Origin of the sequence: Longitalea arenae (assembly GCF_016924755.1) — a bacterium.
GTDB lineage: Bacteria > Bacteroidota > Bacteroidia > Chitinophagales > Chitinophagaceae > Niastella > Niastella arenae.
On sequence record NZ_JAFFJX010000008.1, the window covers coordinates 247,427 to 272,730 of the forward strand.

General features: G+C 45.9%; 21 protein-coding genes. 7 read left to right on the forward strand and 14 right to left on the reverse strand.

Going from position 1 to position 25,304, the window contains the following annotated elements; translation table 11 throughout:
* Window positions 1-13: 13 nt before the first annotated feature.
* Window positions 14-1,537, forward strand: coding sequence for a sigma 54-interacting transcriptional regulator (locus JT717_RS17415; RefSeq protein WP_205511832.1), 1,524 nt, complete (start codon window positions 14-16; stop codon window positions 1,535-1,537).
* Between the two features lie 171 nt (window positions 1,538-1,708).
* Window positions 1,709-2,806: a DUF2891 domain-containing protein gene (locus JT717_RS17420; RefSeq protein ID WP_205511835.1), complete on the forward strand. Its 1,098-nt coding sequence runs from the start codon at window positions 1,709-1,711 to the stop codon at window positions 2,804-2,806.
* Between the two features lie 3 nt (window positions 2,807-2,809).
* On the opposite strand, the gene murB is transcribed toward JT717_RS17420, so the two are convergent.
* A complete protein-coding gene (murB, locus tag JT717_RS17425; RefSeq protein ID WP_205511838.1) occupies window positions 2,810-3,829 on the reverse strand; it encodes a UDP-N-acetylmuramate dehydrogenase in 1,020 nt (339 codons plus the stop codon).
* Between the two features lie 22 nt (window positions 3,830-3,851).
* On the opposite strand from murB, the gene JT717_RS17430 reads away from it, so the two are divergent.
* Together JT717_RS17430 and JT717_RS17435 are read left to right on the forward strand one after the other, a co-directional pair.
* Window positions 3,852-4,523 carry an NAD(P)H-binding protein gene (locus tag JT717_RS17430; protein ID WP_205511841.1) on the forward strand — a complete coding sequence of 224 codons (672 nt, stop codon included), beginning with the start codon at window positions 3,852-3,854 and terminating at the stop codon, window positions 4,521-4,523.
* Window positions 4,524-4,761: 238 nt separating this feature from the next.
* Window positions 4,762-5,466 carry a hypothetical protein gene (locus JT717_RS17435; RefSeq protein WP_205511844.1) on the forward strand — a complete coding sequence of 235 codons (705 nt, stop codon included), beginning with the start codon at window positions 4,762-4,764 and terminating at the stop codon, window positions 5,464-5,466.
* Between the two features lie 185 nt (window positions 5,467-5,651).
* Here the strand turns inward: JT717_RS17435 and priA are convergent, their stop codons facing one another.
* The gene (priA, locus tag JT717_RS17440; protein WP_205511847.1) at window positions 5,652-8,117 is read right to left on the reverse strand and encodes a replication restart helicase PriA; all 2,466 of its coding nucleotides are present in this window, start codon (window positions 8,115-8,117) and stop codon (window positions 5,652-5,654) included.
* 14 nt (window positions 8,118-8,131) lie between these two features.
* Between priA and JT717_RS17445 the strand changes: the two genes are divergently transcribed.
* Window positions 8,132-8,458 carry a hypothetical protein gene (locus tag JT717_RS17445; RefSeq protein WP_205511851.1) on the forward strand — a complete coding sequence of 109 codons (327 nt, stop codon included), beginning with the start codon at window positions 8,132-8,134 and terminating at the stop codon, window positions 8,456-8,458.
* A gap of 361 nt (window positions 8,459-8,819) precedes the next feature.
* On the opposite strand, the gene JT717_RS17450 is transcribed toward JT717_RS17445, so the two are convergent.
* Entirely contained in the window at window positions 8,820-9,515 is a 696-nt protein-coding gene (locus tag JT717_RS17450) for a lysophospholipid acyltransferase family protein (protein ID WP_240348185.1), read from the reverse strand.
* 177 nt (window positions 9,516-9,692) lie between these two features.
* Window positions 9,693-10,190, reverse strand: coding sequence for a DUF4258 domain-containing protein (locus tag JT717_RS17455; RefSeq protein ID WP_205511857.1), 498 nt, complete (start codon window positions 10,188-10,190; stop codon window positions 9,693-9,695).
* A gap of 200 nt (window positions 10,191-10,390) precedes the next feature.
* Between JT717_RS17455 and mtaB the strand changes: the two genes are divergently transcribed.
* Complete coding sequence (gene mtaB, locus JT717_RS17460) at window positions 10,391-11,692, forward strand: tRNA (N(6)-L-threonylcarbamoyladenosine(37)-C(2))-methylthiotransferase MtaB (RefSeq protein ID WP_205511860.1); 1,302 nt, start codon at window positions 10,391-10,393, stop codon at window positions 11,690-11,692.
* 238 nt (window positions 11,693-11,930) lie between these two features.
* On the opposite strand, the gene JT717_RS17465 is transcribed toward mtaB, so the two are convergent.
* Entirely contained in the window at window positions 11,931-12,491 is a 561-nt protein-coding gene (locus JT717_RS17465; protein WP_240348187.1) for a DNA-3-methyladenine glycosylase I, read from the reverse strand.
* Window positions 12,492-12,890: 399 nt separating this feature from the next.
* On the opposite strand from JT717_RS17465, the gene JT717_RS17470 reads away from it, so the two are divergent.
* A complete protein-coding gene (locus JT717_RS17470; RefSeq protein WP_205511863.1) occupies window positions 12,891-14,330 on the forward strand; it encodes a hybrid sensor histidine kinase/response regulator in 1,440 nt (479 codons plus the stop codon).
* A gap of 80 nt (window positions 14,331-14,410) precedes the next feature.
* On the opposite strand, the gene JT717_RS17475 is transcribed toward JT717_RS17470, so the two are convergent.
* From JT717_RS17475 to JT717_RS28425, 9 genes are all read right to left on the reverse strand, one after another.
* Window positions 14,411-14,845 (reverse strand): response regulator, encoded by a 435-nt coding sequence (locus tag JT717_RS17475; protein WP_205511865.1) that lies wholly within the window; start codon window positions 14,843-14,845, stop codon window positions 14,411-14,413.
* Window positions 14,846-15,494: 649 nt separating this feature from the next.
* Window positions 15,495-16,367, reverse strand: coding sequence for a DUF4249 family protein (locus JT717_RS17480; RefSeq protein WP_205511867.1), 873 nt, complete (start codon window positions 16,365-16,367; stop codon window positions 15,495-15,497).
* 42 nt (window positions 16,368-16,409) lie between these two features.
* A complete protein-coding gene (locus JT717_RS17485; protein WP_205511870.1) occupies window positions 16,410-18,782 on the reverse strand; it encodes a TonB-dependent receptor in 2,373 nt (790 codons plus the stop codon).
* Window positions 18,783-19,149: 367 nt separating this feature from the next.
* Window positions 19,150-19,506 (reverse strand): SxtJ family membrane protein, encoded by a 357-nt coding sequence (locus tag JT717_RS17490; RefSeq protein WP_205511873.1) that lies wholly within the window; start codon window positions 19,504-19,506, stop codon window positions 19,150-19,152.
* A 6-nt stretch (window positions 19,507-19,512) separates the two neighbouring features.
* Window positions 19,513-19,659 carry a DUF5989 family protein gene (locus tag JT717_RS17495; RefSeq protein ID WP_205511875.1) on the reverse strand — a complete coding sequence of 49 codons (147 nt, stop codon included), beginning with the start codon at window positions 19,657-19,659 and terminating at the stop codon, window positions 19,513-19,515.
* A gap of 11 nt (window positions 19,660-19,670) precedes the next feature.
* Complete coding sequence (locus JT717_RS17500; RefSeq protein WP_205511879.1) at window positions 19,671-21,536, reverse strand: carbamoyltransferase family protein; 1,866 nt, start codon at window positions 21,534-21,536, stop codon at window positions 19,671-19,673.
* A 50-nt stretch (window positions 21,537-21,586) separates the two neighbouring features.
* On the reverse strand, window positions 21,587-22,702 hold the full coding sequence (locus JT717_RS17505; protein ID WP_205511881.1) for a hypothetical protein: 1,116 nt from the start codon (window positions 22,700-22,702) through the stop codon (window positions 21,587-21,589).
* Between the two features lie 184 nt (window positions 22,703-22,886).
* Window positions 22,887-24,107 (reverse strand): hypothetical protein, encoded by a 1,221-nt coding sequence (locus JT717_RS17510; protein WP_205511883.1) that lies wholly within the window; start codon window positions 24,105-24,107, stop codon window positions 22,887-22,889.
* 27 nt (window positions 24,108-24,134) lie between these two features.
* Window positions 24,135-25,286, reverse strand: coding sequence for a hypothetical protein (locus JT717_RS28425; RefSeq protein WP_240348189.1), 1,152 nt, complete (start codon window positions 25,284-25,286; stop codon window positions 24,135-24,137).
* Between the last annotated feature and the right edge of the window lie 18 nt (window positions 25,287-25,304).

A 25,304-nucleotide genomic window follows, 5' to 3' on the forward strand; every position in this document is an offset into this window, starting at 1 on the left:
TTTAAAATAAAATATGAGTATACCTAAAATAAAAACGCTGGGTGAACTAAAGAAGAACGGCTATCAACCAAGATCAGTAAAAGATGAGATCAGAAAGAACCTTATCTGCAAATTGCAAAAACAGGAAAGCACATTTAATGGGATCGTTGGGTATGAAGAAACTGTTATTCCCGATGTAGAAAGGGCCCTGCTTTCCCGCCATAACATCCTGTTCCTGGGTTTACGCGGACAGGCAAAAACCCGGATGGCCCGGCAAATGATCGAATTACTCGACGAATATGTTCCGGTTATTGAAGGCAGTGAAATAAACGATGACCCGTTGAATCCCATTTCACGCCATGCCAAAGATCTGATTGCCGAACATGGCGATGCCACTCCTATTCAATGGATACATCGCAGTGAGCGCTATGGTGAAAAATTGGCTACGCCCGACGTAAGCGTGGCCGACCTTATCGGCGATATCGATCCTATCAAAGCGGCCAACCTTCGCCTGAACTTCGCCGATGAACGGGTGATCCACTACGGCATCATCCCGCGCAGCAATCGCGGCATTTTTGTGATCAATGAAATTCCCGACCTGCAGGCCCGTATCCAGGTGGCGCTTTTCAATATCCTGGAGGAAGGCGATGTACAGATCCGCGGCTTCAAGCTGCGCATGCCGCTCGATATCCTCTTCGTATTTACGGCCAACCCCGAAGACTATACCAATCGCGGTTCGATCGTAACACCGTTAAAGGACCGTATCGAAAGCCAGATCTTGACACACTATCCAAAGACCATCGAAACGGCTCTTACCATTACGGAACAGGAAGCCGATATCCTGAAAGAACAGGATGCCAAAGTACAAATGAGCAGCCTGATCAAAAGACTGATAGAACAAATTTCCTTTGAGGCCCGCGCCAGTGAGCTGGTTGATAAGAAAAGTGGTGTATCGGCCCGTTTGAGCATCTCCGCCTTTGAAAATGCCGTAAGCTCAGCCGAACGGCGGGCGCTTATTAATAAAGAAAATGCCACACAGGTATGGATCAGCGATATGATCGGGCTTATACCTTCCATCACCGGTAAAATTGAACTGGTGTATGAAGGCGAACAGGAAGGGCCTTACCAGGTAGCCATGAACCTGCTCGATAAAGCCATCCGCTCACAATTCATTCAATACTTTCCCAATCCGGAAACACTCAAGAAGAAACGCAATCAGCAGCAGGCGGAAGAAAATCCCTATCGTTCCATTTCATCCTGGTTCGACAAAGGCAATTCGCTGAACCTCTTATTCCATACGAAAGACGAGGAAAAGATCCAGCAATTGTACAAGGTGGATGGATTGCATGCGCTCGTAAAAAAGTATTTTAAACAGGCCAATGAAAAAGAAGCCGCATTACTAATGGAATTTGTGTTGCACGGACTGGCTGCTTTTTCCATGATCAGCAAAAAAATAATGGAAAGCCGCATCGAATTCAAAGACCTCATGGGGTCCATGCTGGGCAATGCCACTTCTTCGTACGGAGAAGAGGAGTTCGATAACGATGATTTTAATTAATTAGAAAGAGCTGTATGGTGCATCATTTCAGCCTGCATTAGTAGTTGATAATGGCACCCGACAGGTCGATCCCAACTGTATCAAGACCTGTCAGCATCGCTTCCACACCTTGTTAATGTGGATCCAGGAGGCGAACCTGACAGGTCTTTGTTTTTTCATTATTTTCACGCCATGAGATCACTACTGACTGTCCTTATTTCCCTTTGCCTGACCACCGCCAAAGCCCAGCCATCCCTCTATATCATTAATGCCGACAGCACCCGCATACAATTAACGCCGGAAGGCGCTGCTCACCTCGCCTCCCTGCCCCTCAAATGCATTTACCAGGAATATCCCAATAAGACAGGCCATACCGCCAGTGGCGACAGCGACCAGGTACTTACGCCCAAACAACTGCATCCCACTTTCTATGGATGTTTCGACTGGCACAGCTGTGTACATGGCTATTGGATGCTGGCGCGTTTACTGAAACAGTTTCCGGCCCTGCCGCAAAAAGCAGATATAGAAAAAGTATTCAACGAAAATATTACGGCCGAAAAGATCGCTACAGAAGTCGCTTATTTTAAAGCGCCATTGGCAAGATCGTGGGAGCGTACTTATGGCTGGGCCTGGTTACTCAGGCTCGATCAGGAACTGCTGCAATGGGATCATGCCAATGCACAGCAATGGCGCACCACCCTGCAACCGCTAACACAAACGATCGTTGCACTTTGGAAAGCTTATTTACCCAAACTCACCTACCCCAATCGTACCGGCGTTCATCCCAACACGGCGTTCGGATTGGTATTTGCGCTGGATTATGCCCGCGCGGTTGGTGATACGGCATTTGAGCGGGCCATTGTAAAAACAGCCAGCGGCGTGTACGGTAAAGATGAACAGGCGCCCATTCGCTGGGAACCCGACGGCTCAGATTTCCTGTCGCCCTCGCTGGAAGAAGTAGACCTGATGCGGCGGGTATTACCAGCCGCTGAATTTATGAGCTGGTTCAATAAATATATTCCCGCCAATGGCTTGCAAAATATCATGCAGATCCCTATAGTAAGCGACCGCACCGATCTGCAGATCGTGCACCTGGATGGATTATGTTTTAGCCGCAGCTGGTGTTTGAAGGGATTAGTAACAGCCCTGCCGAAAACGGATAAACGCCGGCCGCAATTACTGAAAGCCGCCAACCGCTTATTAAGCAGCGCGCTGCCCCATGTAGCCAGCGGCCATTACGGTGGTGAACACTGGCTGGCCAGCTTTGCTGTATATGCGTTGGTGGAATGAGGCCTACACCACATTCACTTCCCTTTCCAACCCTACCCCAAACTTCGCCTGAACGCTGCGCATTACGTCTTCGCTCAGGTCATAGATCTCTTTGCCGGAAGCGTTGCCATAGTTCACGAGCACGAGGGCCTGCTTTTCATGCACCCCCGCATCGCCGCGGCGATAACCTTTCCAACCCGCCTGTTCAATTAACCAGCCCGCAGCCAGTTTCACAGTGCCATCGGCATTGGGATAAGCTACGATGGCCGGATACACTTTTTTTAACTGCGCATATACATCGGCTTCAACAGATGGATTTTTAAAAAAACTGCCGGCATTGCCGATCTTTGCCGGATCGGGTAATTTGGAGCTGCGGATATTGATCACCGCCTGCGAAATAGCCTGGATGCTCAATTGTTGCACGCCCATCCGTTCCAGTTCCTGCTCAATAGCGCCATAACTGGTGTTGAAGCGTGGTTTCTTGTTTAACCGGAAGGTTACATTCAGGATCACAAATTGATTGCGGTACTTTCTTTTGAAGACACTTTCGCGGTAGCCAAACGCACAGTCAGCCGCGCTGAATACCTGCTTTCGTTTATCATGTACATGCCAGGCTTCCAATTCAGCAAAAACCTCTTTGATCTCGACCCCATAAGCGCCAATATTCTGCATGGGGCTGGCCCCAACACAGCCCGGTATCAGGGATAGATTCTCCACCCCTGCCCAATTATGCTGCAGGCAAAACTGTACGAATTTATGCCAGTTCTCTCCTGCCCCGGCCTTAACATATACATGATCGGCGTCTTCCTGAACGATCTCCACCCCGGGAATATCGTTTTTCAGCACGAGACCATTTACATCCTCTTTAAAAAGAATATTACTGCCACCCCCTACAATCAGGGGCGCTTTTCCCGGTATGGGATTTTCTTCTATTAATTCACTCAGTTCGTCGAGGGAAGTAAAACTGGCAAAATGCCTGGCTATTGCGTCAATACCCAGTGTGTTGTATTGCCTAAGCGGAATATTTTGTTGAATTTGCGTCATCAGCAGGGCAAAATAACAAATTATGCATCGAAAAACCGCCGTTGTATTGGGCGCTACCGGTTTAATCGGTCAGCACCTGGTACAGGATCTGTTAGAAAACGAATTTTTCGTTAAAGTGAGGATTTTGGTTCGCAGACCCTTGACCCTTAAACATCCCAAAGCCGACGTTCAGGTGGTTGATTTTAACGATGAAAAAGACATTGCAGCCAGGATCGACATTGGCGATGTGATCTTTTGCTGCATCGGCACCACCCGCAAAAAAGTAAAAGGTAATAAAACAGCCTACCGCAAAGTTGATTATGATATTCCCATCATTACTGCCCGCCTGGGCGTTCAGCATGGATTTAACCAGTTCCTGATGGTCTCAGCCATTGGGGCCAATCCATTAGCTGCTAATTTTTACCTGCAATTAAAAGGATGTATTGAAGAAGATATTACCGCCCTGCCTTTTGAAAGCATTCATATTTTCCGGCCATCTGTCTTACTGGGAAAAAGGGATGAGTTCCGCCTGGGCGAAAAGATCAGCAAAGTGGTGATAAAAGCCATTTCATTCCTGCTGATCGGCGGCTGGCGCAAATACAAACCCATTCACGCGGCCGAAGTAGCCAGCGCCATGGTAGCTGCCGCCAACAAAGAAGTGGCAGGTGTGCACCTGTATGAATACGATGAAATGATGAAATTGCAGGCATCGTGATTATACCATTACCTGCTGCGATTTAATAGGACATTTACATTAACAAGCTGGTGATTTCAACATCACCCCTACAGCTTTCTGCAGCGACCGTCAATTATTTAAACACAACGTTGCTTTGAACTGAAATTGCCACTATATTGGCACGATATTTAATATATCGAATCCATAATGTCTTTAACCATTATACCTTATCGGTTATATATTAAATCATTTACCCTTTGAATTAACATTTACAATTATGAAACATTCGTACCTGCGATCATCCATGGTCGCTATGTCGGCAACACTTCTTTTTGCCTGTCAGAAAGATATGTCGAACCAGAACAGATCAGCATTAAGCAGTTTAGAATCTTCATCCCGTTCATTCTCCATGGCCTCAACCTGTGGCCAGTTCAGAACACAAACCCAGGGCGGCTGGGGATCTACCCCCTCTGGCAATAATCCCGGTGCTTACTTACATACGCATTTCAAGGAAGTATTTGGTGACCAATTGACCGTAGGCTGCTATCCAAACAATTTAATTACCTTAAGCTCGGCACAAGCCGTAACTGACCTCTTGCCTACCGGCGGCAAGGCTTCTGCATTAACAGCTAACTATGCCGATCCTGTATCGCTCAACAATGTATTGGTTGGACAGGTAGTCGCCCTGAAATTGTCAGTCAGTTTCGATGAATATGATCCCAACTTTGGGGAGGCTTCAGAAGTATTGCTGGGTGAAATGATCATCGGCAGCGGCCCCTTCGAAGGCATGTCAGTATATGGCTTTCTGAATATTGCCGAGCGCGTTTTAGGTGGCTGTGAAACTGGCTATACACCACAACAGGTTAATGAAACAGCATCTTCCATTAACCAGAATTATGTGGATGGAAAATCCAATAACGGTTTCCTCTTATGCCCTGATAATAACGGCGGCGGAGATCCCGGCGGCATACAACCAGGATAATAGATCAATGTGCTAATTAGCTGATTAGCCAATGTGCTAATGCATTGATACCATAATAGCAAACTCATGCTGCGCAAGTAGCATGAGTTTTTTTATTATCTCATCAGGTTCATGAACATGTGTTTGTCATTTCATTAGCACATCAGCAAATTAGCACTGTCCCGCTTTGCGGGATCAGCAAATTGCTACACTGCGTCCACGTCAGCGATCACTACCACGCTTCTGAACCTTTTATCGTTGTGCATGATAGCCACCTGCTCCTGGATAAAGCGTTTGCAACGCTGGATCAACTCTCCATCTTTCGGCAGTTTGATCAGCAATTCCATCAGGAACTGGTTTCGTACGCGGTTTACCACGGGTTCTGCCGGACCAACCAGGTATTTGCCAAAATCGCCCTGTAAAGAGAAACTCATTAATTGCGCGGCGGCTTCAGCCACCTCTTTTACCTTATGCTTGAACGTAAGTTGGATGAGGCGTGAAAAAGGCGGGTAAAAAAACATCCTGCGCCCTTCTATTTCCTGTTGATAGAACAATCCATAATCATGCTGTTGTACAAAATAAAGCACCGGGTGCTGGGTATTTGACACCTGGATAAATACCCTGCCCTGCTTATCCTTGCGCCCTGCGCGCCCGCTCACCTGCTCCATCAGCTGAAAAGCGCGTTCATTGACCCTGAAATCGGCAAAGCTTAATAAACTGTCGGCATCGAGAATGCCAACGAGGTCAACGTTTTCAAAATCGAGTCCCTTCACCACCATTTGCGTGCCTACCAGTATATCCAGGCGGTTCTGTTCAAATTGTTGTATCAGGTTATCATGCGCTGTTTTGCCCCGCACACTATCGATATCCATACGGGCAATACGGCCCTGCGGAAACATTTCTTCCAGCTGCTCTTCGATCCGTTCTGTACCGAAATTCCGCTGGGCGAATTTATCGCTGCCGCAAGCCATACAACTATGCACCGGCGGGTATACAGTGCCGCAATAATGACAATGCAGCTTATGCGTATTCTTATGAAAGGTCAATGTAACATCGCAATATTTGCAATGCGGGATCCAGCCGCAAACCTGGCAAACCTGGTAGGGCGAATAACCGCGGCGGTTCTGGAAGAGGATCACCTGTTTGCCCTGCGCCAGCGACTGGTCAATGGCTGCTTTTAACGGAGGCGTAATGATGATCTTGTTCTTATCGGCCCCGTACATTTTTTTGGTATCGATGATGTCGATCACCGGCAACTGTACGCCGCCGAAGCGCTCACCCAGTATGGCCAGACCATATTTTTGCGACTGGGCATTGAAGTAACTTTCTACGGAAGGCGTGGCACTGCCCAGCAAAACGTTTGCATTAAATAAAGAAGCATAATAAATAGCACCATCGCGGGCATGGTAGCGCGGCGCAGGATCCTGCTGTTTATAAGAGGTGTCGTGTTCTTCATCCACCACGATAAGCCCGAGGTCGGTAAAAGGCAGAAAGATCGCTGAGCGCGCACCCAGCACCACTTTCAGCTCACCGGTCTTCACCTTGTTCCAGATCTCTACCCGTTCATTCTGATTGAATTTACTATGATAAATGCCGATATAACCACCAAAGTGTTTTTGCAGGCGCCGAATGACCTGCGAGGTAAGGGCGATCTCCGGCAAGAGGTACAAAACCTGTTTACCCTGCCTGATGTAGCGCTCAATGACTTTGATATAGACCTGGGTTTTGCCGCTGGCGGTGATCCCATGCAGCAGGCATACCTGTTTACTCACCAGTTGTTCTGATATGGCGTCGAAAGCCCGTTGCTGGGCAGGCGTTAATTCAAAATCGATCTGGATATTACGCGGCAAATATTGCAACCGGTCAACCTGCCGTTTTTCAAGCCAGAGAATGTTTTTGTCGACCAATCCTTTTAACTGTGCATCAGAAGCGCCGCTCTTTTTCAGCAGCTCGGGTTTGGTGACCTCGCCCTGGGTTTTTACCAGGTGCAGATAACTGAGCAAGAGCTCAAGCTGCTTTTCGGCGCGCTGCAGTTTTTTATCATCGTTTAATAAAGAAGCCAGGGCTTCTTCATTGTCGTATTTGGCGTTTAAGAGCACAAAGGTCTCTTTTTTGGGCGACCAGGTCTCTTTCAGGGCCTCCCATACAAAACATACCTTTTTTTCGATCAGCCTTTTGATCACAGGATATACCCGGTGCGAATCGAGCAGCTGTTGCACCTCACCGAGCTTTAATTCTTTTTTAAGTAAAAGGGCTTCCCCTACCAGGTATTCATCATGATCGAGGGTAGAAAAATTATCGCCGAACTCTTCATTGAACACCAGCACCGTTTCGCTGCTTAGTTTAAAATGGGCAGGTAAGGCTGCAGCCATTACTTCACCTTCGCTGCACATATAGTAGCGCGCGATCCACTCCCATAATTTCAATTGTTGCGGAAAAATGACAGGCTCTGTATCAAGGATGTTGAGGATATCCTTTGCTTCAAAAGCCTCCGGCTTTTCGCTATGAAGGCGTTTGACCACCCCTGCATATTTCTTGTTCTTACCCAGGACCACCTCTACGCGAACGCCCGGTTTTATTTGATCACGCAGCGATTCGGGCACCGACCAGGTATAATTCTTGGGCAAGGCCAGGGGAATAATTACTTCTGCAAACAAAACGGGATTACTCAATATGCTTATTTTCAATGCACAAGATACGGAATTACGGCCGGTTAGCGGATGCCAGTTGCCAGTTACCGGTTACCGGTTGCCGGTTACCGGTTACCGGTTGCCGGGAATGCAGTTACAGGTTACATGTTACAGGGGTTGTTACCGGTTACCAGTTACCAGTTGCCAGTTACCGGTTACCAGTTGCCGGTTACCAGTTACCGGTTGCCGGGAATGCAGTTACAGGTTACAGGTTTCAGGGGTTGTTACCGGTTACCAGTTACCAGTTGCCGGTTGCCAGTTACCAGTTGCCGGTCACCGGCCATCGCTACGGCTCTACCAGCCACTTCACATTAGCCACCTAGCCATTTACCTCCTCAGACTTACCTTATTCGCCATTTACCACTCGCCACTAACCCTATTAGCCATTTCTCACCTCCCCACTAGCCTACTAACCATTTACCACTTACAACTAACCCTATTATCCATTACTACTTCGCACTAACCCTAATAGCCATTTATCATTCGCCACCAGCCCCACTAGCCTACAAGCCACTTACCACTCGCCACTACCCCTATTAGCCATTACCACTTCGCACTAACCCTACTAGCCATTTATCATTCGCCACCAGCCCCACTAGCCTACAAGCCACCTACCACTTGCCACTAACCCTATTAGCCATTTACCACTTGCCATTAGCACTGCGAGCCACTTACCACCTCCCATTAGCCTTCAGTAATCCAGCCAGCCTTGTATTCGCGCAGCTTCTGCTCCATGAGCGCCGCTACCTGCTGCTTAAGCGCTTCCAGGTCTTTTACTGTTAGTCCGGCTACGGGTATCTCTTTTAAAAAAACGGTGCGCGAACAACCGGGGTTTAAACTGAAAACAGAGCTATAATGCATGCGGTGCCAGCTATCTAAAAACAACAATGGCTTTATGGGCGTTTGCGTTTCTATGGCAATGCGAAAAGCACCGTCGTAAAATTCTTTCAGGGGTTTGCCGGTCTCATTAAAAGTGCCTTCCGGAAAAATAAAAATGGAAATGCCTTTCCGTATTACCGATTTCAGAATACGTACACTGTTGGCGCGGTGGGCGGCACTGCTTCTGTCGACCGTCACCACGGTATTGCGATAGATAAAGCCGAACAGCGGAACTTTCGATACTTCCACTTTGCCCAAGACCCGCAGTTTTTGCCGGAGGGTTTTTACAATGATGGGCGCATCGAGGTAGGAAATATGATTGGCGACAAAAATGTATTGTTTGCTCTTATCGTGGGGCGACTCATAAAAATTGCGATGCCGGATGCCCACCAAAAAGAACCAGACATCGGCCCAATAACTGCATAAGCGGTAAATAAAATTGCCCCCTTTCACTTTACCAAAGAAAGACGCTACCACTACCGGCGGGATCACCAACAGCATAAAAAGGACAAATATTACCAATGCGTATATACAGTAGAAGAATCGCAGCAACTTCATGCGTGAATTAAATAGGATGACGGATAATTAAGGAAGTAAAGTACTACATATAAAATGATTATTCGGCCAGTGGCTTAATTATTAAAAAAGTATTGAGCCAGATCAATTTAACAGGCGAACTCACTTACAATCACAGCTCCATTCAGTTTCCAGGTCGATGACCGTAATGACCACCATACCTCTTTTAGAGGGGGCAAAAATGATGCGTACATCCTGTCCGTCACGGGTAGTCCCTTCCAATGCATATTTGGGATCAGGCCGGCCGGCGGGTTCGCTTTTCCGGTAGTTGATGCGGCCTTCCGCTAAGATCTCTTTCACTTCAGCCTCATCAATATGGCGGCATTGCATGCGGCAGCGCGCATGTTTAGTATAAATGAGACGATCAGGGTGGCGATCGATCAGATCTGAACCGGCAGGACCGCTTTCCGGGCCGCGCATCGCCCCATTCTCAGCATCGTTGCCGGCGTTCTCCCGATTGTCCCGGTCAGGCTGATGGTATTGCTTGTGACGCCTTTCTTTGTGTTGTTTGCGGGGCTCCTCGCTGCTGGTATTGGCGCCCTGGCAGGCCATTAATAAAACAGTGCAGAAAACGGCGAGATACGATAGTATTTGCTTCATAATGAATGAAAAAGTGGCAATTTAAGGCAAATGAGATAATGTGATAATGTGATAATTTGATAATTGAAATACAAGGTTTGATTAAATGCTTCCGGGAAAGCAGCAAAGAGATCTGAACATGCGGTGATCAAAAACCCAGACGGGAAGCTCCCCTTCTGTAAGCCGGGCGGCTGAATTATTTGATTATCTTTGCGGCCTCTATGGGCTCAAAAAAAACAGTGGCATTTCACACCCTTGGTTGTAAGCTGAACTTTTCAGAAACCTCTACCCTTTCACGTTTGCTTGAAAATGAAGGGTTTGAAAAGACAGCCTTTGAAAATGTGGCAGATGTGTATGTTATCAACACCTGCTCGGTGACCGATAATGCCGATAAGGAATGCCGGCAACTGGTACGGCGTATCCAGCGCAAATCGCCGGAAAGCCTGGTAGTGATCACCGGCTGTTATGCGCAGCTGAAACCAAAAGAAATTGCCTCTATCCCGGGGGTTGATATGGTTTTAGGCGCTGCCGAAAAATTTAACCTCGCCCAGCATTTGAAAGAGCTCACCAAGGGCGATGCCACTAAGATATGCAGCTGCGATATTGAGGAAGTAAGCGGTTTCCATTCCTCTTTCTCCCTGCACGACCGCACCCGTACCTTTCTGAAGGTGCAGGACGGCTGTGATTATAACTGTTCTTTTTGCACCATTCCCATGGCGCGGGGCAAAAGCCGCAGCGATCTGATTGAACGGGTGGTGGAGAATGTAAAAAAGCTGGCCGCTAATGGTGTTAAGGAAGTAGTGCTGACCGGCGTAAACCTGGGTGATTTCGGCAAAGGCCCGCAGGATGGTCTGGCAACGAACAGCACTGGCAGCCCCCGGAACAGGGAAGAAAATTTTTACGAACTGGCCCAGGCACTCGACCAGTTGGAAGGTATTGACCGGTTCCGCATCTCTTCTATAGAGCCGAATTTGCTTACCAATGACATCATTGAACTGGTAGCCAACAGCAATAGCTTCATGCCGCATTTTCATATTCCCCTGCAAAGCGGCAGTAACCGCATTCTGGGTTTAATGAGAAGACGGTACCGCCGTGAATTGTATGCAGAACGGGTGAAACTGATCAAAACCCTGATGCCGCATGCCGCGATCGGCGTTGACGTAATTGTCGGTTTCCCTGGGGAAACAGATGATGATTTCCAGGAAACATTCGAGTTCCTGCATTCGCTCGACATTACATACCTGCACGTATTTACTTACTCTGAGAGAGATAATACCCATGCGCTCACGCTGGGTCCCGTAGTGCCCATACCGGTCCGCCATGAACGCAACAAGATCCTGCGTAACCTGTCGTATATGAAATCGCAGTACTTCAGCCAGCAGTTTACCGGCCAAACGCGCAAAGTATTGTTTGAAGAAAACGAAAAAAGCGGCATGATGGAAGGGTATACCGATAATTATATCAAGGTAGTTGCTCCTTACAAGCAGGAATGGGTAAACCAGATCGTGGATTGGAAGCTGTAGGCTTCGGTTTATAGATTATATAAACTGTAATGTCGGGAGAAATGTAGAAGGTCTTACAAGTCCAGGTTACAGAGCCCGGTTGCCAGTTACCGGCCGCCAGTTACCAGTTACCGGCCACCAGTTTGCGGCCGCCAGGTTCGAGATACCAATTTAAACCGGGCACACCTTTATCGGCGCCTACTTGTTAACCTGTCAACTAATGAACTTATATTTATCACCGCTGTCGCCTTTCAACCTGTCAACGCTTCTTCATCATCCAGGCGGGCTTTGACTTCAACACCGTCTTATACACCGGACAGGTATTAATATGCGCTCCGGGCAGATAGCCGGTGCTCAAGAGGAATTCACCCACGATCTCTCCTCCGGTAAAGCGGAAGGTCTTTTTAAACAACTTTACCCATTCTTCTTTCGATAAGGGATGGTGGGCATCGAGCCAGTTCTTAAAGGAACCATGTTCCTGCTGGATCTGCAATATGCGTTTAGCGTTTTCAATAGCAGCATCGATCTTTAACCGGTTACGGATAATGCCGGCATCCTGCATCAGCTTTTCAACCTTTTTATCGCTGTATCGCGCCACCTTTTGAATATCGAAACCATCAAACGCTTTAAAGAAATTATCCTTTTTCTTCAGAATGGTCGTCCAGCTTAAACCAGCCTGGTTGATCTCGAGCACCAGCCGGGCGAATAATTCATTGTCGTCATTTATAGGAAATCCATATTCCTTGTCATGATAGTGTATATGCACATTACCTGCTTCCATCAGGGATACTGCCTGGCAATAGCTAGAAGGTTTTTCCATACGAACAAAAATAATGAGTTCCCGCTTCAGAAAAGCGCCGGTTAAAGCTTTAGAAAAGCGCCGGTTGAAATAAGAGGGCTTAAAGCACCTGTGCGACCTCCGGCGCCTTCCGCGTTCTGCGTTAAGCGTTTTGCGTAAGCGTTAAGCATCAGGCCCATCTCATACTAAATACACAACAAATAAGTTATTTTTTGCATGAAATAAGTGATTTTCTGTATGAATTTAAATTATGATTATGCGAAATATTTTACCCAAATGGAGTAGATTACATCCGGTTATAGTAGCACGGTGAATGGCATTAATATTACTAGGTATACGTTGTTAATTACATTCACACAGGAAAACACGGTTAAAAGCTCTGGAGTAGTATATTAATTATACACTGCTCAAAATCTTGCTATGCTTGCAGCGAACCATCCTTTAAACATATTGGTGGTAGAAGATAACCAAAGTGATTTCGTGCTCTTTTGTGAATATTTGAAGCTCAGCAAACTTCCCACTAAAAATGTATTTCGCGCCGAACGGCTCGGCGAAGCCATCCAGTTATTATCCGAACACCAACCAGATCTCATCTTCCTCGACCTGAGCCTGCCTGATAGTGATGGCATCCATTCTTTTGAGCGATTGAATAATGAAGCCCGGCATATTTCCATTATTGTATTATCGGGCCTGTCGGACCGGCAAATTGCATTGAATACGATTGCCCTGGGCGCACAGGATTACCTGGTAAAAGGCGAATTTGACGATAAGCTGCTCGCGAAATCCATCCAATACAGCATTGAACGCAAAAAGATCCTGCAAAAAGTAGTGGAAAACTTTGAGCGGTACAATACCCTTATCAAAGCCACCAGCGATACGATCTGGGATTGGGATCTGCGTACCAATGACGTCTTATGGAATGAGGGGATCCTTTCCATCTTTGGATATGACCCTGCCGAAGTACAAAATACGATTGAATGGCACCAGGAGAACATTCATCCCGATGACCGAGAACGTATTTTGCAAACCATCGATGAATGCATGAAAGAAGGCAGGGATCACTGGCAGGAGGAATACCGGTACAGATCGGCCAATGGCGTTTATAAGTTTGTGTATGACCGGGGCTATATTTTGAAAACAGAACACAATAAGCCCTATCGGATACTGGGCGCCATGATGGATATCACCGAACGGAAAAAAATGCAGGAAGAACTGGTGCGCAACCAGATCGAAACGCAGAAACTGATCACCCAGGTCACTATTCAAACCCAGGAACAGGAAAGGCGGGAGATTGGCCGCGAGCTGCACGATAATATCAACCAGATACTGGCTACGGCCAAACTTTGTGTAGATATGGCGCTGAATGAAGAGGAACACCGCAAGGAACTGCTGAGCAAGAGCTATGAAAACATTACCAGGGCCATCAATGAAATACGCATCCTGTCAAAAACACTGGTGCCCCCATCCCTGGGTGATATCGGCTTAAAGGAAGCCCTGCTGGAACTTATTGAAAACCTAACAGTGTCCCCTGAACTAAAAATAAAAATTAAAGCGAACGACAATCATATTGAAAATATGTCGAACAACAAAAAGCTCATCATGTACCGCATCGTACAGGAGCAGTTGAACAACATATTGAAACATTCAGGCGCCACCGAAGCGCTGATAGAATTAAAGACCATGCGCAACTGGCTTCAGCTGAACATTAAAGACAATGGGGTTGGTTTCGATACCCGCAAAAAGACCCGGGGCATCGGGCTGAACAATATCATCAGCCGGGTGGAAATGCAGAATGGAAAAATGGAGATCATCAGTGCGCCGGGAAAAGGATGTACATTAAAGATTGAAATACCGGGTTAGTTTACAGTTCAAAGTTAAACGTCTAAAGTTTGCGGCGGCCAATAACCAATTAACTACAAACCACAAACGACAAACAAAGGTTATGCGCATTTATCAGGAAAGTATTTCTTCAGGATATCCTGTAACAGGTTTGGCGTTAATGGTTTATTTCTAAATTCTTTTACAGAAGCTATTTTGCGGGCTTTTAACTCATCTTCGGGATTGAAAGAGGTAGTCAGCATGATCACAATAATGCTTCTCTTCCGTTCTTCTGGCAGGGCTTCGTATTTCTGTAAAAATTCCCAGCCATCCATAGCCGGCATATTGATGTCGAGGAAAATGATCTCCGGACTGGGACAATCTTTGTTTAAAGGGGCGGGCTGACCGGCGCAGGCAAGATAATCCAATGCTTCCCGGGCGCCCGGGATGATCTTAATGTGATGGGTACACTCCAACTCCTCAACAGCCAGTTTATTCAAAAAGTTTGTTGGCTCATCATCATCTATCAATAAGATACAATTTAATTTCGCCTTCATAACAAAGCAGGTTTCAAGATAGGTTAAAATGCGAATTCCAGGGGTGCAGCAAATCGTTTTATAAGAATTATAAGTCAGGGTTTAAACACACTTAACTATGCCCGAAGTGCCACGAACATGCTAATCGACTGTACAACAATAGCATCAATGGCTACATCGGCCAAAACAGCAACCTTTCATTAAAACGGATGTACGAAGCGGAAGTATTGGATGCAGGTTCCAATGGCAAGTTCACAACAGATCAAGGGTAAAATCAGGAAACCGGCAGGTCTTAATGCCCGTATGTTTTCTTAGGGTTACATGCTTATGGGTTTGTGTGGACTGTATAAAGATAAATTATAAACTGGAATTAAAATACAATTAATTTTGTCATCTATAGATTTTCACTTATGCGTTAGGTATACTAAAGCGTTTTTATAATAGGAATGCTTACAATCTTTGAAGGGTTACCAGTTGCCGGTTACCAGTTACCAGTTACCAGTTGCCAGTTACCAGTTGCCGGTTACCGGTTACCAGCCGCAGGTTACCGGTTATCAGTCAACCGGTCGCAGGTCTGCGGTTACAGGTCACTAAAAAAAAAGCCGGTAGCCAAACAGACTACCGACCTTTATCAACGTTATCTACTTTTATTAACTTAATCAACCACCAACTACTCCACCTTCCTGCTGGCCGATATTTCGGCCACCGTTCCAAACCAGCCGTAAATTTTCGTTGTACCGCCTGCCTGCATATTTTGCACATTGGAAGGCACATTGGTAAGCACCTTGGCAAATAAACCTCCATTGGTCAGTTGCTCCAGTACCTGCTGCATAAACTCGTGGCTGGGCCTCGACAATGAGCGGAATAACACTTTTACGTTATCACCTTTTTCATAAGGCTTTTCACCCGATGTAACCCCATCGCGGAACGGAGGGATGAAAGCAAAACCATCGGTGATCCCTTCATCACTGCCCATGGAACCATCAGCACTCAACATTTCACCCACGTAATGATTCAATTCACCATTGCGGTAAGTGCGGATCCAGGTATAATCCACTGCACCAACCGGGTCATGCGCATATAATTTTACATAATAACCGGCTTTATCTTCACCATCTTCTTCCTCATATTCCGAGGTCAGCGAATCGATGATGGAATTGCGCTTCAGTTCATCTGTTGCTTCAAACTGTTCGCCTTTCCATTGTATACTTAACTTATAGGTATGTCCGATTACGCCGATCGGATTGCTGCCGGCATTGTAGTTATAAGCGCCATTCTGATAAGTAAACGGATAAGATTTACCGGCGGTTAGATCGGTAACCGTTATTTGCGCATCGGAAATTACTTCGGGTGCGGTCTGGCTCATATAACTGGTAGCCTTTAAAAATTTGATGGTTTGCACACCCGGCTGATCAGTGAGCCAGGCATCCACGTAAGGAAGATCATCGCCATCGGGCAGGTCAAGGTCGATCACCCGTTCACAGGCGGTTACAGAAACAGCTAACAATAAAACGGAGATATATTTAATTGCTTTATTTCGCATCTTTTACAATTTATAAGTTCATGTTTATTAACAGCAGGCCGGTTAAAATTTAAAGTTCCAGGTTACAGAAGGGATCAGTGATCCGATGATGGATAAACGGATGGCTTCCTTCTTTTGCGGCTCATCTTTGTTCTGCTGGAAATAAATACTGTAGGCATTCTGACGTGCATATAAATTATAGATCCCGAATACCCACTCCTGCTTCATCTTTTTACCCTGGCGTCCTTTCATGGTAGCGGATACGTCTAACCGGTGATACGCAGGCAACCTGAAATCGTTCCGTTTGCCGGTACTGTTATAAGGGATCGGCATACCCTGGATATCCAGTTTCACATCAGGAAAGGTAGAAGGTGTACCGGAACCATAGGTGAAATTGCCGGAGAACTGCCATTTATCATTCAAGGTATACATCACACAGCTGTTGATCACGTGCGGACGGTCATAGCGGCTGAGGTACCAGTCGTCATTGCTGATGCCGGCTGTTCTGCGCAAGGATCTTGACAAGGTGTAGTTCACCCAACCCTGCCATTTACCGGTTTCTTTTTTCACTTCCAGTTCAACGCCATAGGCTTTTCCTTCGCCGGTAAGCAGATCGGCTTCTACCAGCTGGTTCAGATCGAGGTTGGCATTATCAATATAATCCAGCACATCATCCATCTTCTTATAAAAAGTTTCTACCGAAATTTCTACAGGCCAGCCGCTGGGCAATGTAACGAAGCCAACAGAGAACTGATCGGTCAAAGAAGGTTTGATATTATTGGTGCTGGGGAAATACAGGTCAACCGGCGTGGGCGAAGCTGTATTCGAAAGCAGGTGAATATATTGCGTGCTGCGGCTGTAACCAGCTTTGAAGAAGGTGTTCTTTTTCATTTCATAGCGCAATGAAACGCGCGGCTCAATAAAGGACCAGTCATTCACTGGTTTTCTGCTGGTCACTATTTCTTCGCGGTCAAGCGGCTTGCGTATATTGGCGGTCGTATCCCTGAAATGATATACAGAGGTTTTACCCAGGTAAGCATAGCGGTTAAGGCGAACACCTGCCTGTAACTGCCATTGCGAATTCATTTTCCAGGTATCTTCCAGGAAGGCAGCCATTTCAGAACCGTAGCGGCGTTTCAATTCAATTTCCGCTTTATTGCCTTCACTGGTGGCCGTTCCTTTGCCAGGGTAGAAATCATAATAGATCACGTTCACACCGGTCTTGATCGTATGTTTATTGCTTGCAAACCAGGTAAGCGAAGGCTTTACGCCATAGGTTTGAATATTGGAGATCCAGTCATAACCCTGTGGGATCTCATCATCAGAACTAAAATTCAGGCTGTAATCGTATTTTGAATAATATACACTGGTGTTCAGGAATAATTTGCGGTTGAACAAATGGTTCCAGCGGAAAGTACCGGTGGTGTTACCCCATTTGAAACTCACCTGGTCGCCAAAACCAAATACATCGCGACCTAAGTAACCGCTGAGGTAAATGGTATTTTTTTCATTCAGCTCATAGTTCACTTTAGCGGTGAGGTCATAAAAATACATGGTGCTGTTCCGGTCTTCTTCTTTCAGGAAGGGCTTGGCCAGAACATCAATATAAGAACGGCGGCCAGCTACGATAAAGGAAGAACGGTCTTTTTGCAGGGGACCTTCTATCGACAAACGGCTGAACACATTGCCGACACCACCATTCACGGCAAATTTCTGGTTATTCCCTTCTTTCATGCGGATATCGAGCACCGAAGATGTACGGCCACCGTATTCGGCGGGAAAAGCGCTTTTGTACATCGTCACATTCTTTACGGCATCGGGATTGAAGACCGAGAAAAAGCCAAGCAGGTGCGAAGAATTATATACAGGCGCTTCATCCATGATGATGAGGTTTTCATCCACATTACCCCCGCGAACGTTAAAACCAGCAGCACCCTCGCCCACAGTAGTAACACCAGGTAAGGTAAGCAGGGCTTTCACCACATCTGGCTCACCCATAAAGGCGGGGATCTTTTTTATTTGAGCAGCGCTTAGTTGTTGAATACCCATACCAACGGTATTGGTCCGGCGCAGTCTTTTTTCACCGGTGATCACCACCTCCTGCATGTCTTTACCGGCGGTGGCTAATGAGAACTCCTGGGTGGTATTCGCTTTCAACTCAATTTCTTTTTGATACGTTTTGAACCCTGAGTAAGAGATCAGCATGGTATATTTACCAGCAGGCAGGGTTACAGAATAATAACCATAGGAGTTTGTCATAACGGCTATGCCGGAAGGCTGCATGGTGATGGTTGCATTGATCAGTACTTCACCACTGGACTCATCTTTAACATAGCCGCTAATGGTGTATTTGCCGGTTTGTGCCTGTAAAGGCCCCATGGCAAATAGCATTAACAAAAATGGGACAAGAGAAAAACGCATCAACTGTCGAATCATAAAAATTGTGGTTTGAGAATATGTGACAACGGGGATTCTATTCCCCCCTATTTCTTCTAAAAATTTTTATCGTCCTATGGTCAGCCCGAACGATCATTCGTTGCAAGGCATAAAAAATAAGCGGAACAGAGCCCGGCCGAACACATAAAGCAATAATCGAATACATGGCAGCAAAAGAGAACAGTTCGTAGCATAAGCCAGGTTATTATTACATGATAAATTCAATAGAACATGCATAATACCCAGCTACCCCAACTGATAAGGCAGACGAATAAGCCGTTTACAGATTGCAAAATTGAAACAAAAAGATGGGTAATTTTTCTTTTTGGCCGAGAACTTACCGATATTTTACCGGTGCGTTGGAAGCTTACCACATGTCTTCGAGGTGTTGGGCGGTATACGTTTCATTCCGGCTTTTAAAAAGACTGCCCTCGTTGCGTTTCAGTTTCAAAACCGGCTTTCGGAACCGGCCCGCAATCCACGCAACAGGCACTAAAAAAAAGAAGAAGATCAGGGTGAGCATAATTTTACCGGATATAAAGCCCAATGTTTCGCCGAGCTTCATCCACAAGAGATGTATTTTTTCGGCCAGTGCAGGTAAAAATACGCCGATGCCTGCCGTTGCAATAGCAGCTATCAGCACATACCGGTTCTGCCCCAGATAATACCATACCAGTTGCGCCAGTACGAGCACCAACATTGTTTCCAGCGCTTTTACCCGCATATTTGATCAGAATAATGTATAAATGAAAGGAGCAAGTGATGTTCCACCAAGGATGATGAGCACCCCGATCAACAATAAAATAATTATCAATGGCAATAACCACCACTTTTTCCTGGCGGTGATAAATTTCCAAAGGTCTCTTAATAATTCCATGTATACAGCAATTAATCCAATACAAATTCCTGTTTCCAGTTATCCTTTTCCGGCCAAACAGGTTGTAGTTGTTTGTCAAAAATAAAATTCCCGATCACCAGGTAATCCATATCTGTGCGCATAAAGCAGCGATAAGCGTCTTCCGGACTTTCAACTATCGGTTCACCCCGGACGTTGAAACTGGTGTTGATCAACACCGGACAAGCGGTTTGGGCCTTAAAGATATTCAACAGTTTCCATAAGCGGGCATTGGTTGTTTTATGCACGGTTTGCAAACGTGCCGAATGATCGACATGCGTAACGGCGGGAATGTCGCTGCGCGTATAATACAGGGTAGCTGAGAGGCTGCCGCTTTTGAAATCATCCGGGTAAGGGATCTGCCGGTTTTTCCTGACCGGTTTTACCAACAGCATATAGGGTGAACTACCTGTAAATTCAAACCAGCTCGACACATCTTCCACCGGTACCACCGGTGCAAAAGGGCGAAAGCTTTCCCTGAATTTGATCTTCTCATTTACCTTTTTTTGCATTAGCGGGTTACGGGCATCGGCCAGGATGCTGCGGGCCCCAAGCGCCCGGGGACCAAACTCCATCCGCCCCTGATGCCAGCCAATGACAGCGCCATTGGCAATAAGTTGCGCCACTTCCTTCAATAGGGCATCTTCCTCCTCGACCAGCTTGTACGGCGCCTGAAATTTCCGGCTCATGGCCTCAAGGTCCTTAGCTGAATACTCAGGGCCCAGGAAGGAACCCTTCAACGCATCCAGTTGGCCGGGATCTAATTTGCGGGTGCGGTCAAAATAAATATAATATGCGGCACAGGCCGCGCCCAATGCGCCACCGGCATCACCGGCAGCCGGTTGTATGAATATTTCCTGGAACAGTTTTGCATCATCGATCTTGCCATTGGCCACGCAGTTCAGCGCCACGCCACCGGCCATGCACAGGTGATCGGCCCCGGTGAGTCGTTTTGCTTCCTGCGCCATTTTCAATACAGCTTCTTCGGTAACGATTTGAATGGCCATGGCCAGGTTGCAATAAGCCTGGGTTAATTCCGATTCAGGCTTACGCTTTGGGATGCCAAACAATTTTTCCCATTTGGCATCAGGCACCATGCGCAAACCGGTCGCATAATTGAAGTAGTGCTGGTTCAGGAAGACCGACCCATCTACTTTCAGATCGATCAATGTGCTTTTTATTAATTGCACAAATTGCTTCACCTGCTCACTCCGCGCATCACCATAAGGCGCCAGCCCCATCAGCTTGTATTCCCCCGAATTCACTTTGAAGCCGCAGAAATAGGTAAAAGCAGAATACAGTAAGCCCAAGGAATGCGGAAAATCCAGCTCTTTTAAAATGGTGATCTTATTCCCTTCGCCCAGGCAAATGGAAGCGGTGCACCACTCTCCCACACCATCGATGGTTAAGATCGCCGCTTTTTCAAATGGCGATACAAAAAAAGCACTGGCCGCATGCGAAAGATGATGTTCGGGGAACAGGAGCTTCAGTTTCTTTTTATCGACCGGCTCAATGGCATTAAGGCCTTGGCGGATCAGCTTTTTCAAAAAGAGTTTTTCTTTGACCCAAATGGGCATGGCCGTGAGGAAGGAACGCCAGCCTTTAGGCGCATAGTTATAGTAGGTTTCCAATAAACGCTCGAATTTCAGAAATGGCTTTTCGTAAAAGACCACGGCATCCAGATCATTGATTGACCGGCCGGCATATTGCAGACAGTATTTGATGGCGTTTTCCGGAAAAGCAGCATCCTGCTTTTTACGGGTGAACCGTTCCTCCTGGGCGGCAGCGAGCACTTCCCCATCCTGGATGATAGCAGCGGCTGAATCGTGATAAAATGCGGAGATACCTAATATGGTCATGCGGGTCAAATATAAACCGATTTACTCATTTTTATGAGCCATGGCGTAAATCACGGTATTTGGGCAGCCAGCCAGCTGGCAATAGCCTGGTTGGCAGCGGCGGAGGGATGGCCATCGTCCCGGATAAAATTCTTTTGATCCTTCAGATCAATGATGGAAGCGACCGGGATCACCCGCACGCCCAACTTCGATAGGATCTCGAATTGCTGGTTGATCTTTGCCGTTGAGATATCACTGAGCGGTTTATAAAACCAGTTATAGTCCGCCCAATTTAAAATTACCAATCTGCCGCCGGAACGATTGATCTTTTTGGCCATTTCCTGAAACATCAGAAAGCAACGGTTATAATCCGCCTGGGAAAGGTTTTTAGCCGCTGCCCGGTAAGCGATCTGATGGAGATTGTCTTTTATGACGGTAAATGCGCCAAAGCAACTGGCATAGAAAGCCAATTTATCGCCTTTAAGCGCTTTATACCTGTATGCAGGGCCCAGGTTGACGAGGGTATCCTCTTGAACCTCAAAAAAAGGACCGGCATTATTCCAGCTATAAACGCCATTGGCGCGCAGAATATGATCGTAAAAGAAAGGATAGATGAAGGTGCGGCTATGATTATCGATTTGGCTGTATTTTGAATTGAACAACTGGTATACCTGGTGAATACCATAACCGATACAGGCCCTATTTACCGTAGAAATATCAGCCGTGGCGCCATAACGGTAAGGCAGCGACAGGCTATCGGGCAATCCCTGTCCAAAAGTAAGACTGCAGCCCAAAAACACTACTTCTTTATTGGTGTTATTGCTTTTATAGCCTTTGCGAAAGTTGAAATGAATACCAGTACGGGAAGTATCCGCGAGGATTGTATAGGAGGTATTATAAACGATATCGCCATTGGGGAAGCTGTTCAATACATTAAATACTGCCGGCCCATTGAATTTGTAGCCCAGTAAAGAATCATTGACATAAAGACTAAAAGGATAGACTTTATCTGTTGAATCCTTTTTTTTAATGATGGTGCGGTAGCCGAATTCGATCAACAAAAGCGATAACAATACCGATGCACCGGCCATGAACATGTTACTTAATGATTTCCTGCTCCTGAAGGTAAAGGATAAGAAAAACAATAAAAAACCGAGCGCAATCAGGGCGATTATCTTTTTTTCCATAACAGCTGCCAAAACTATGGAAATTATTTCCATTTTATCCAAATGGAAGTATTGCTACTATCGGCGAAAATATGTAGTGGTGACGGTTAGAGTGATGATATGTTTTCGGGGAAACAGCTGTTTAAAGCTGCTCCCCAAAAACGCTGATTGAACTTACTATATGATTACAACGATGCCGGCAGGTTTAATATTTACTGATACCCACCCAAGAGGTACCGGTGTATTTAACGGTGATGGCCCCGCGGGTAGATATACTGTTCGACTCATTGGTATCTAAACCAGATAAAATTACTGTATTGGCAGTGTGAAGGTTCTTGATGGTTATTTCCCGGTCCAGGGTACCGGTGGGTAAAGAAATAGTTGCTTGTCCGGCCCCGTAGTTTACAAATACCACATCAATATCGGCAGGTATAGTATAGGAAGCGCCGGTAACGGTGATGCTTTTGCGGGTGGGTGATTGGGAGCGTTTTTTAATTTGGCCATTGTTATCTACGACAAGAATGCTGTCGCTGCTGCTGGTGGAGGCGGGAAGACGCATTATAAAGAAATTAGTATTCTTATTATCATTATTTCTAAAGAAAAATCCCTCACTGTTTTGGCTATACCGGCTGATGGTACCGGGTGCCCCACAACCAATTACCAGGCTATCAGACTTATTTAAATTCAAAAAAATAGACTTGTTAGTTTCAGAATTATTGGTATAAATATGTATAGGTCCTTTTTCAGCGAAAATATCGATTTGCTTGGGATCGTAATCAGTCAGAAGTCCCATGCTGATGCCTACGGTTGATCCTTCGCCTGTACTCATATCAAAATCGCCTGTAGTAAGAGATAATTGTTGAGTATTAAACGATAAACCAGAGGCACTTCCAAAATTGCCGCTGGTTTTTCTGGTATCCAAATCAATATACTCCATATTCATCGTTTGGCTGGTAGAATAAACTACATCAGGATTACTTGCATTCTTCACTATCAGGCTGTAGCCTTCCAGGCTATCCATTTTCATTTCACTGCTATAAAAATCATCCGATGTTTTTGACTTAAAATACAACTCACCAAAATTGGTAAGCTTCATGGAATGTGATAAACCATTATGAATCCGGTTCCCCGTAAAGGTCAGATCAGCATTCGCAAAGTTTTTATTGCCTCTCCCCAAATGAATGGTATCACCACCTATCACTACAGAGGTATCGTCGAATTGAGACACTCTTCTAAACTCGGTTCTACCGCGGCCTTTGTTAAATAAGAAACCGGGTACATTTTGCGTATGGTTCTCGATGATCAGTTCTGCTGTATCGCAGGTGTTGGTGATCTTTACACTATCAGCCTTGATGGTGTAGATGTATTGGGCATAGAGGGCTTTTTCAATGCAAAGCAGGGTAATGACAATAAGGATCTTCTTCATAATAATATATCTGTATTCGTTTTACTGTTAGTTCCACTTGAGCCATACAGTACCGTCACTGATCAATTCAATGGTGCTTTGATTCGGAATGGAGTTGGTGGTTGTATTGTCAGGTAAGGTTATTGAAGAAGAGAAGGTCCACCAGTTAGCGCTACTGTTCCTGTTCCAGATGTATATTTTCTGACCAGCATAAGCTGAAGCAGCAGGAAGAATAACGCTGTGACTGCCGGTACCGGTAAGATCAGGCAGTTTGGTAACAGTGCCTATTGCAGCAGTAACATCAGAGGTACTGGCTCCGCTTATTACAGCCATTGAACTTGTTGAGGAGCCTGGCCATGATTCTAATTTGTATAAATTCCCCTTTGCATCGGCTACAACCGGTTTATACATGAAAGTATCTGATTTGGAAAGGATGTTGGGCAGTTTCAATGTATCGGTAAATAAACCGTTTCCCCGTACCGCCAATCTATCGGTTAAGCGATAGCTGTCAGTACCAATTCCAACATTCCCATTCCGGTAAAAGCGGGTAAAATGATGATGATACTGTCCTACACTGATTTCCACAAACATACCAGGTGCATTTTCCGGATACATAGCATACGTATATTTATCGCCCGCTGAGAAAAAAAGACATCTTGTGTCTATATTGGCATCATTTCTAAACGACACTACACCCTGACGCGTAACAGTATCTTTCATATAAAAATTTATCTGTGGATAAGAAGTTTGGTTGCCACCGCGAGGGCCCTGAATGCCAAAACCATAATCTGCCGTGTTTATTAAAAAATTTCTCGAGCCTGAACCTAAATTGAAAATCAAATTCTTTGAGTTCAGGTCGATTACTGTAGAATCTTTGATTAACCGACCTCCCAGTTGCACATCTTTTCCGCCCATACTCAAACCATTGCTGGCGGTTGTGTTCCCTCTAAGCATAAATGTATCATTACCCAAAACCAATGTTGAATCATTTAGCTTTACGCCTCTTTTGAATTCGGTTCTTCCTTTGCCCTTATTGAACAGGAAGCCCGGCACATTTTGCGTATGGTTCTCAATGATCAGTTCCGCCGTATCGCAGGTATTAGTAATCTTTACACTATCTGCTTTGATAGTATAGATGTATTGAGCTTGCAGCGCCTTGTTGAAGCATCCGAGGATAAGGAAAAACAGCATTTTTTTCATATAATGGTATTTACTGAA

Excerpts from the sequence above, each read along its gene's own strand:
- JT717_RS17415 (WP_205511832.1), top strand. The coding sequence starts at position 14 with ATGAGTATACCTAAAATAAAAACGCTGGGTGAACTAAAGAAGAACGGC.
- JT717_RS17420 (WP_205511835.1), top strand. The coding sequence starts at position 1,709 with ATGAGATCACTACTGACTGTCCTTATTTCCCTTTGCCTGACCACCGCC.
- murB (WP_205511838.1), bottom strand. The coding sequence starts at position 3,829 with ATGACGCAAATTCAACAAAATATTCCGCTTAGGCAATACAACACACTG.
- JT717_RS17430 (WP_205511841.1), top strand. The coding sequence starts at position 3,852 with ATGCATCGAAAAACCGCCGTTGTATTGGGCGCTACCGGTTTAATCGGT.
- JT717_RS17435 (WP_205511844.1), top strand. The coding sequence starts at position 4,762 with ATGAAACATTCGTACCTGCGATCATCCATGGTCGCTATGTCGGCAACA.
- JT717_RS17445 (WP_205511851.1), top strand. The coding sequence starts at position 8,132 with ATGCACAAGATACGGAATTACGGCCGGTTAGCGGATGCCAGTTGCCAG.
- JT717_RS17450 (WP_240348185.1), bottom strand. The coding sequence starts at position 9,515 with ATGCTGTTGGTGATCCCGCCGGTAGTGGTAGCGTCTTTCTTTGGTAAA.
- JT717_RS17455 (WP_205511857.1), bottom strand. The coding sequence starts at position 10,190 with ATGAAGCAAATACTATCGTATCTCGCCGTTTTCTGCACTGTTTTATTA.
- mtaB (WP_205511860.1), top strand. The coding sequence starts at position 10,391 with ATGGGCTCAAAAAAAACAGTGGCATTTCACACCCTTGGTTGTAAGCTG.
- JT717_RS17465 (WP_240348187.1), bottom strand. The coding sequence starts at position 12,491 with ATGGAAAAACCTTCTAGCTATTGCCAGGCAGTATCCCTGATGGAAGCA.
- JT717_RS17470 (WP_205511863.1), top strand. The coding sequence starts at position 12,891 with ATGCTTGCAGCGAACCATCCTTTAAACATATTGGTGGTAGAAGATAAC.
- JT717_RS17475 (WP_205511865.1), bottom strand. The coding sequence starts at position 14,845 with ATGAAGGCGAAATTAAATTGTATCTTATTGATAGATGATGATGAGCCA.
- JT717_RS17480 (WP_205511867.1), bottom strand. The coding sequence starts at position 16,367 with ATGCGAAATAAAGCAATTAAATATATCTCCGTTTTATTGTTAGCTGTT.
- JT717_RS17485 (WP_205511870.1), bottom strand. The coding sequence starts at position 18,782 with ATGATTCGACAGTTGATGCGTTTTTCTCTTGTCCCATTTTTGTTAATG.
- JT717_RS17490 (WP_205511873.1), bottom strand. The coding sequence starts at position 19,506 with ATGCGGGTAAAAGCGCTGGAAACAATGTTGGTGCTCGTACTGGCGCAA.
- JT717_RS17495 (WP_205511875.1), bottom strand. The coding sequence starts at position 19,659 with ATGGAATTATTAAGAGACCTTTGGAAATTTATCACCGCCAGGAAAAAG.
- JT717_RS17500 (WP_205511879.1), bottom strand. The coding sequence starts at position 21,536 with ATGACCATATTAGGTATCTCCGCATTTTATCACGATTCAGCCGCTGCT.
- JT717_RS17505 (WP_205511881.1), bottom strand. The coding sequence starts at position 22,702 with ATGGAAAAAAAGATAATCGCCCTGATTGCGCTCGGTTTTTTATTGTTT.
- JT717_RS17510 (WP_205511883.1), bottom strand. The coding sequence starts at position 24,107 with ATGAAGAAGATCCTTATTGTCATTACCCTGCTTTGCATTGAAAAAGCC.
- JT717_RS28425 (WP_240348189.1), bottom strand. The coding sequence starts at position 25,286 with ATGAAAAAAATGCTGTTTTTCCTTATCCTCGGATGCTTCAACAAGGCG.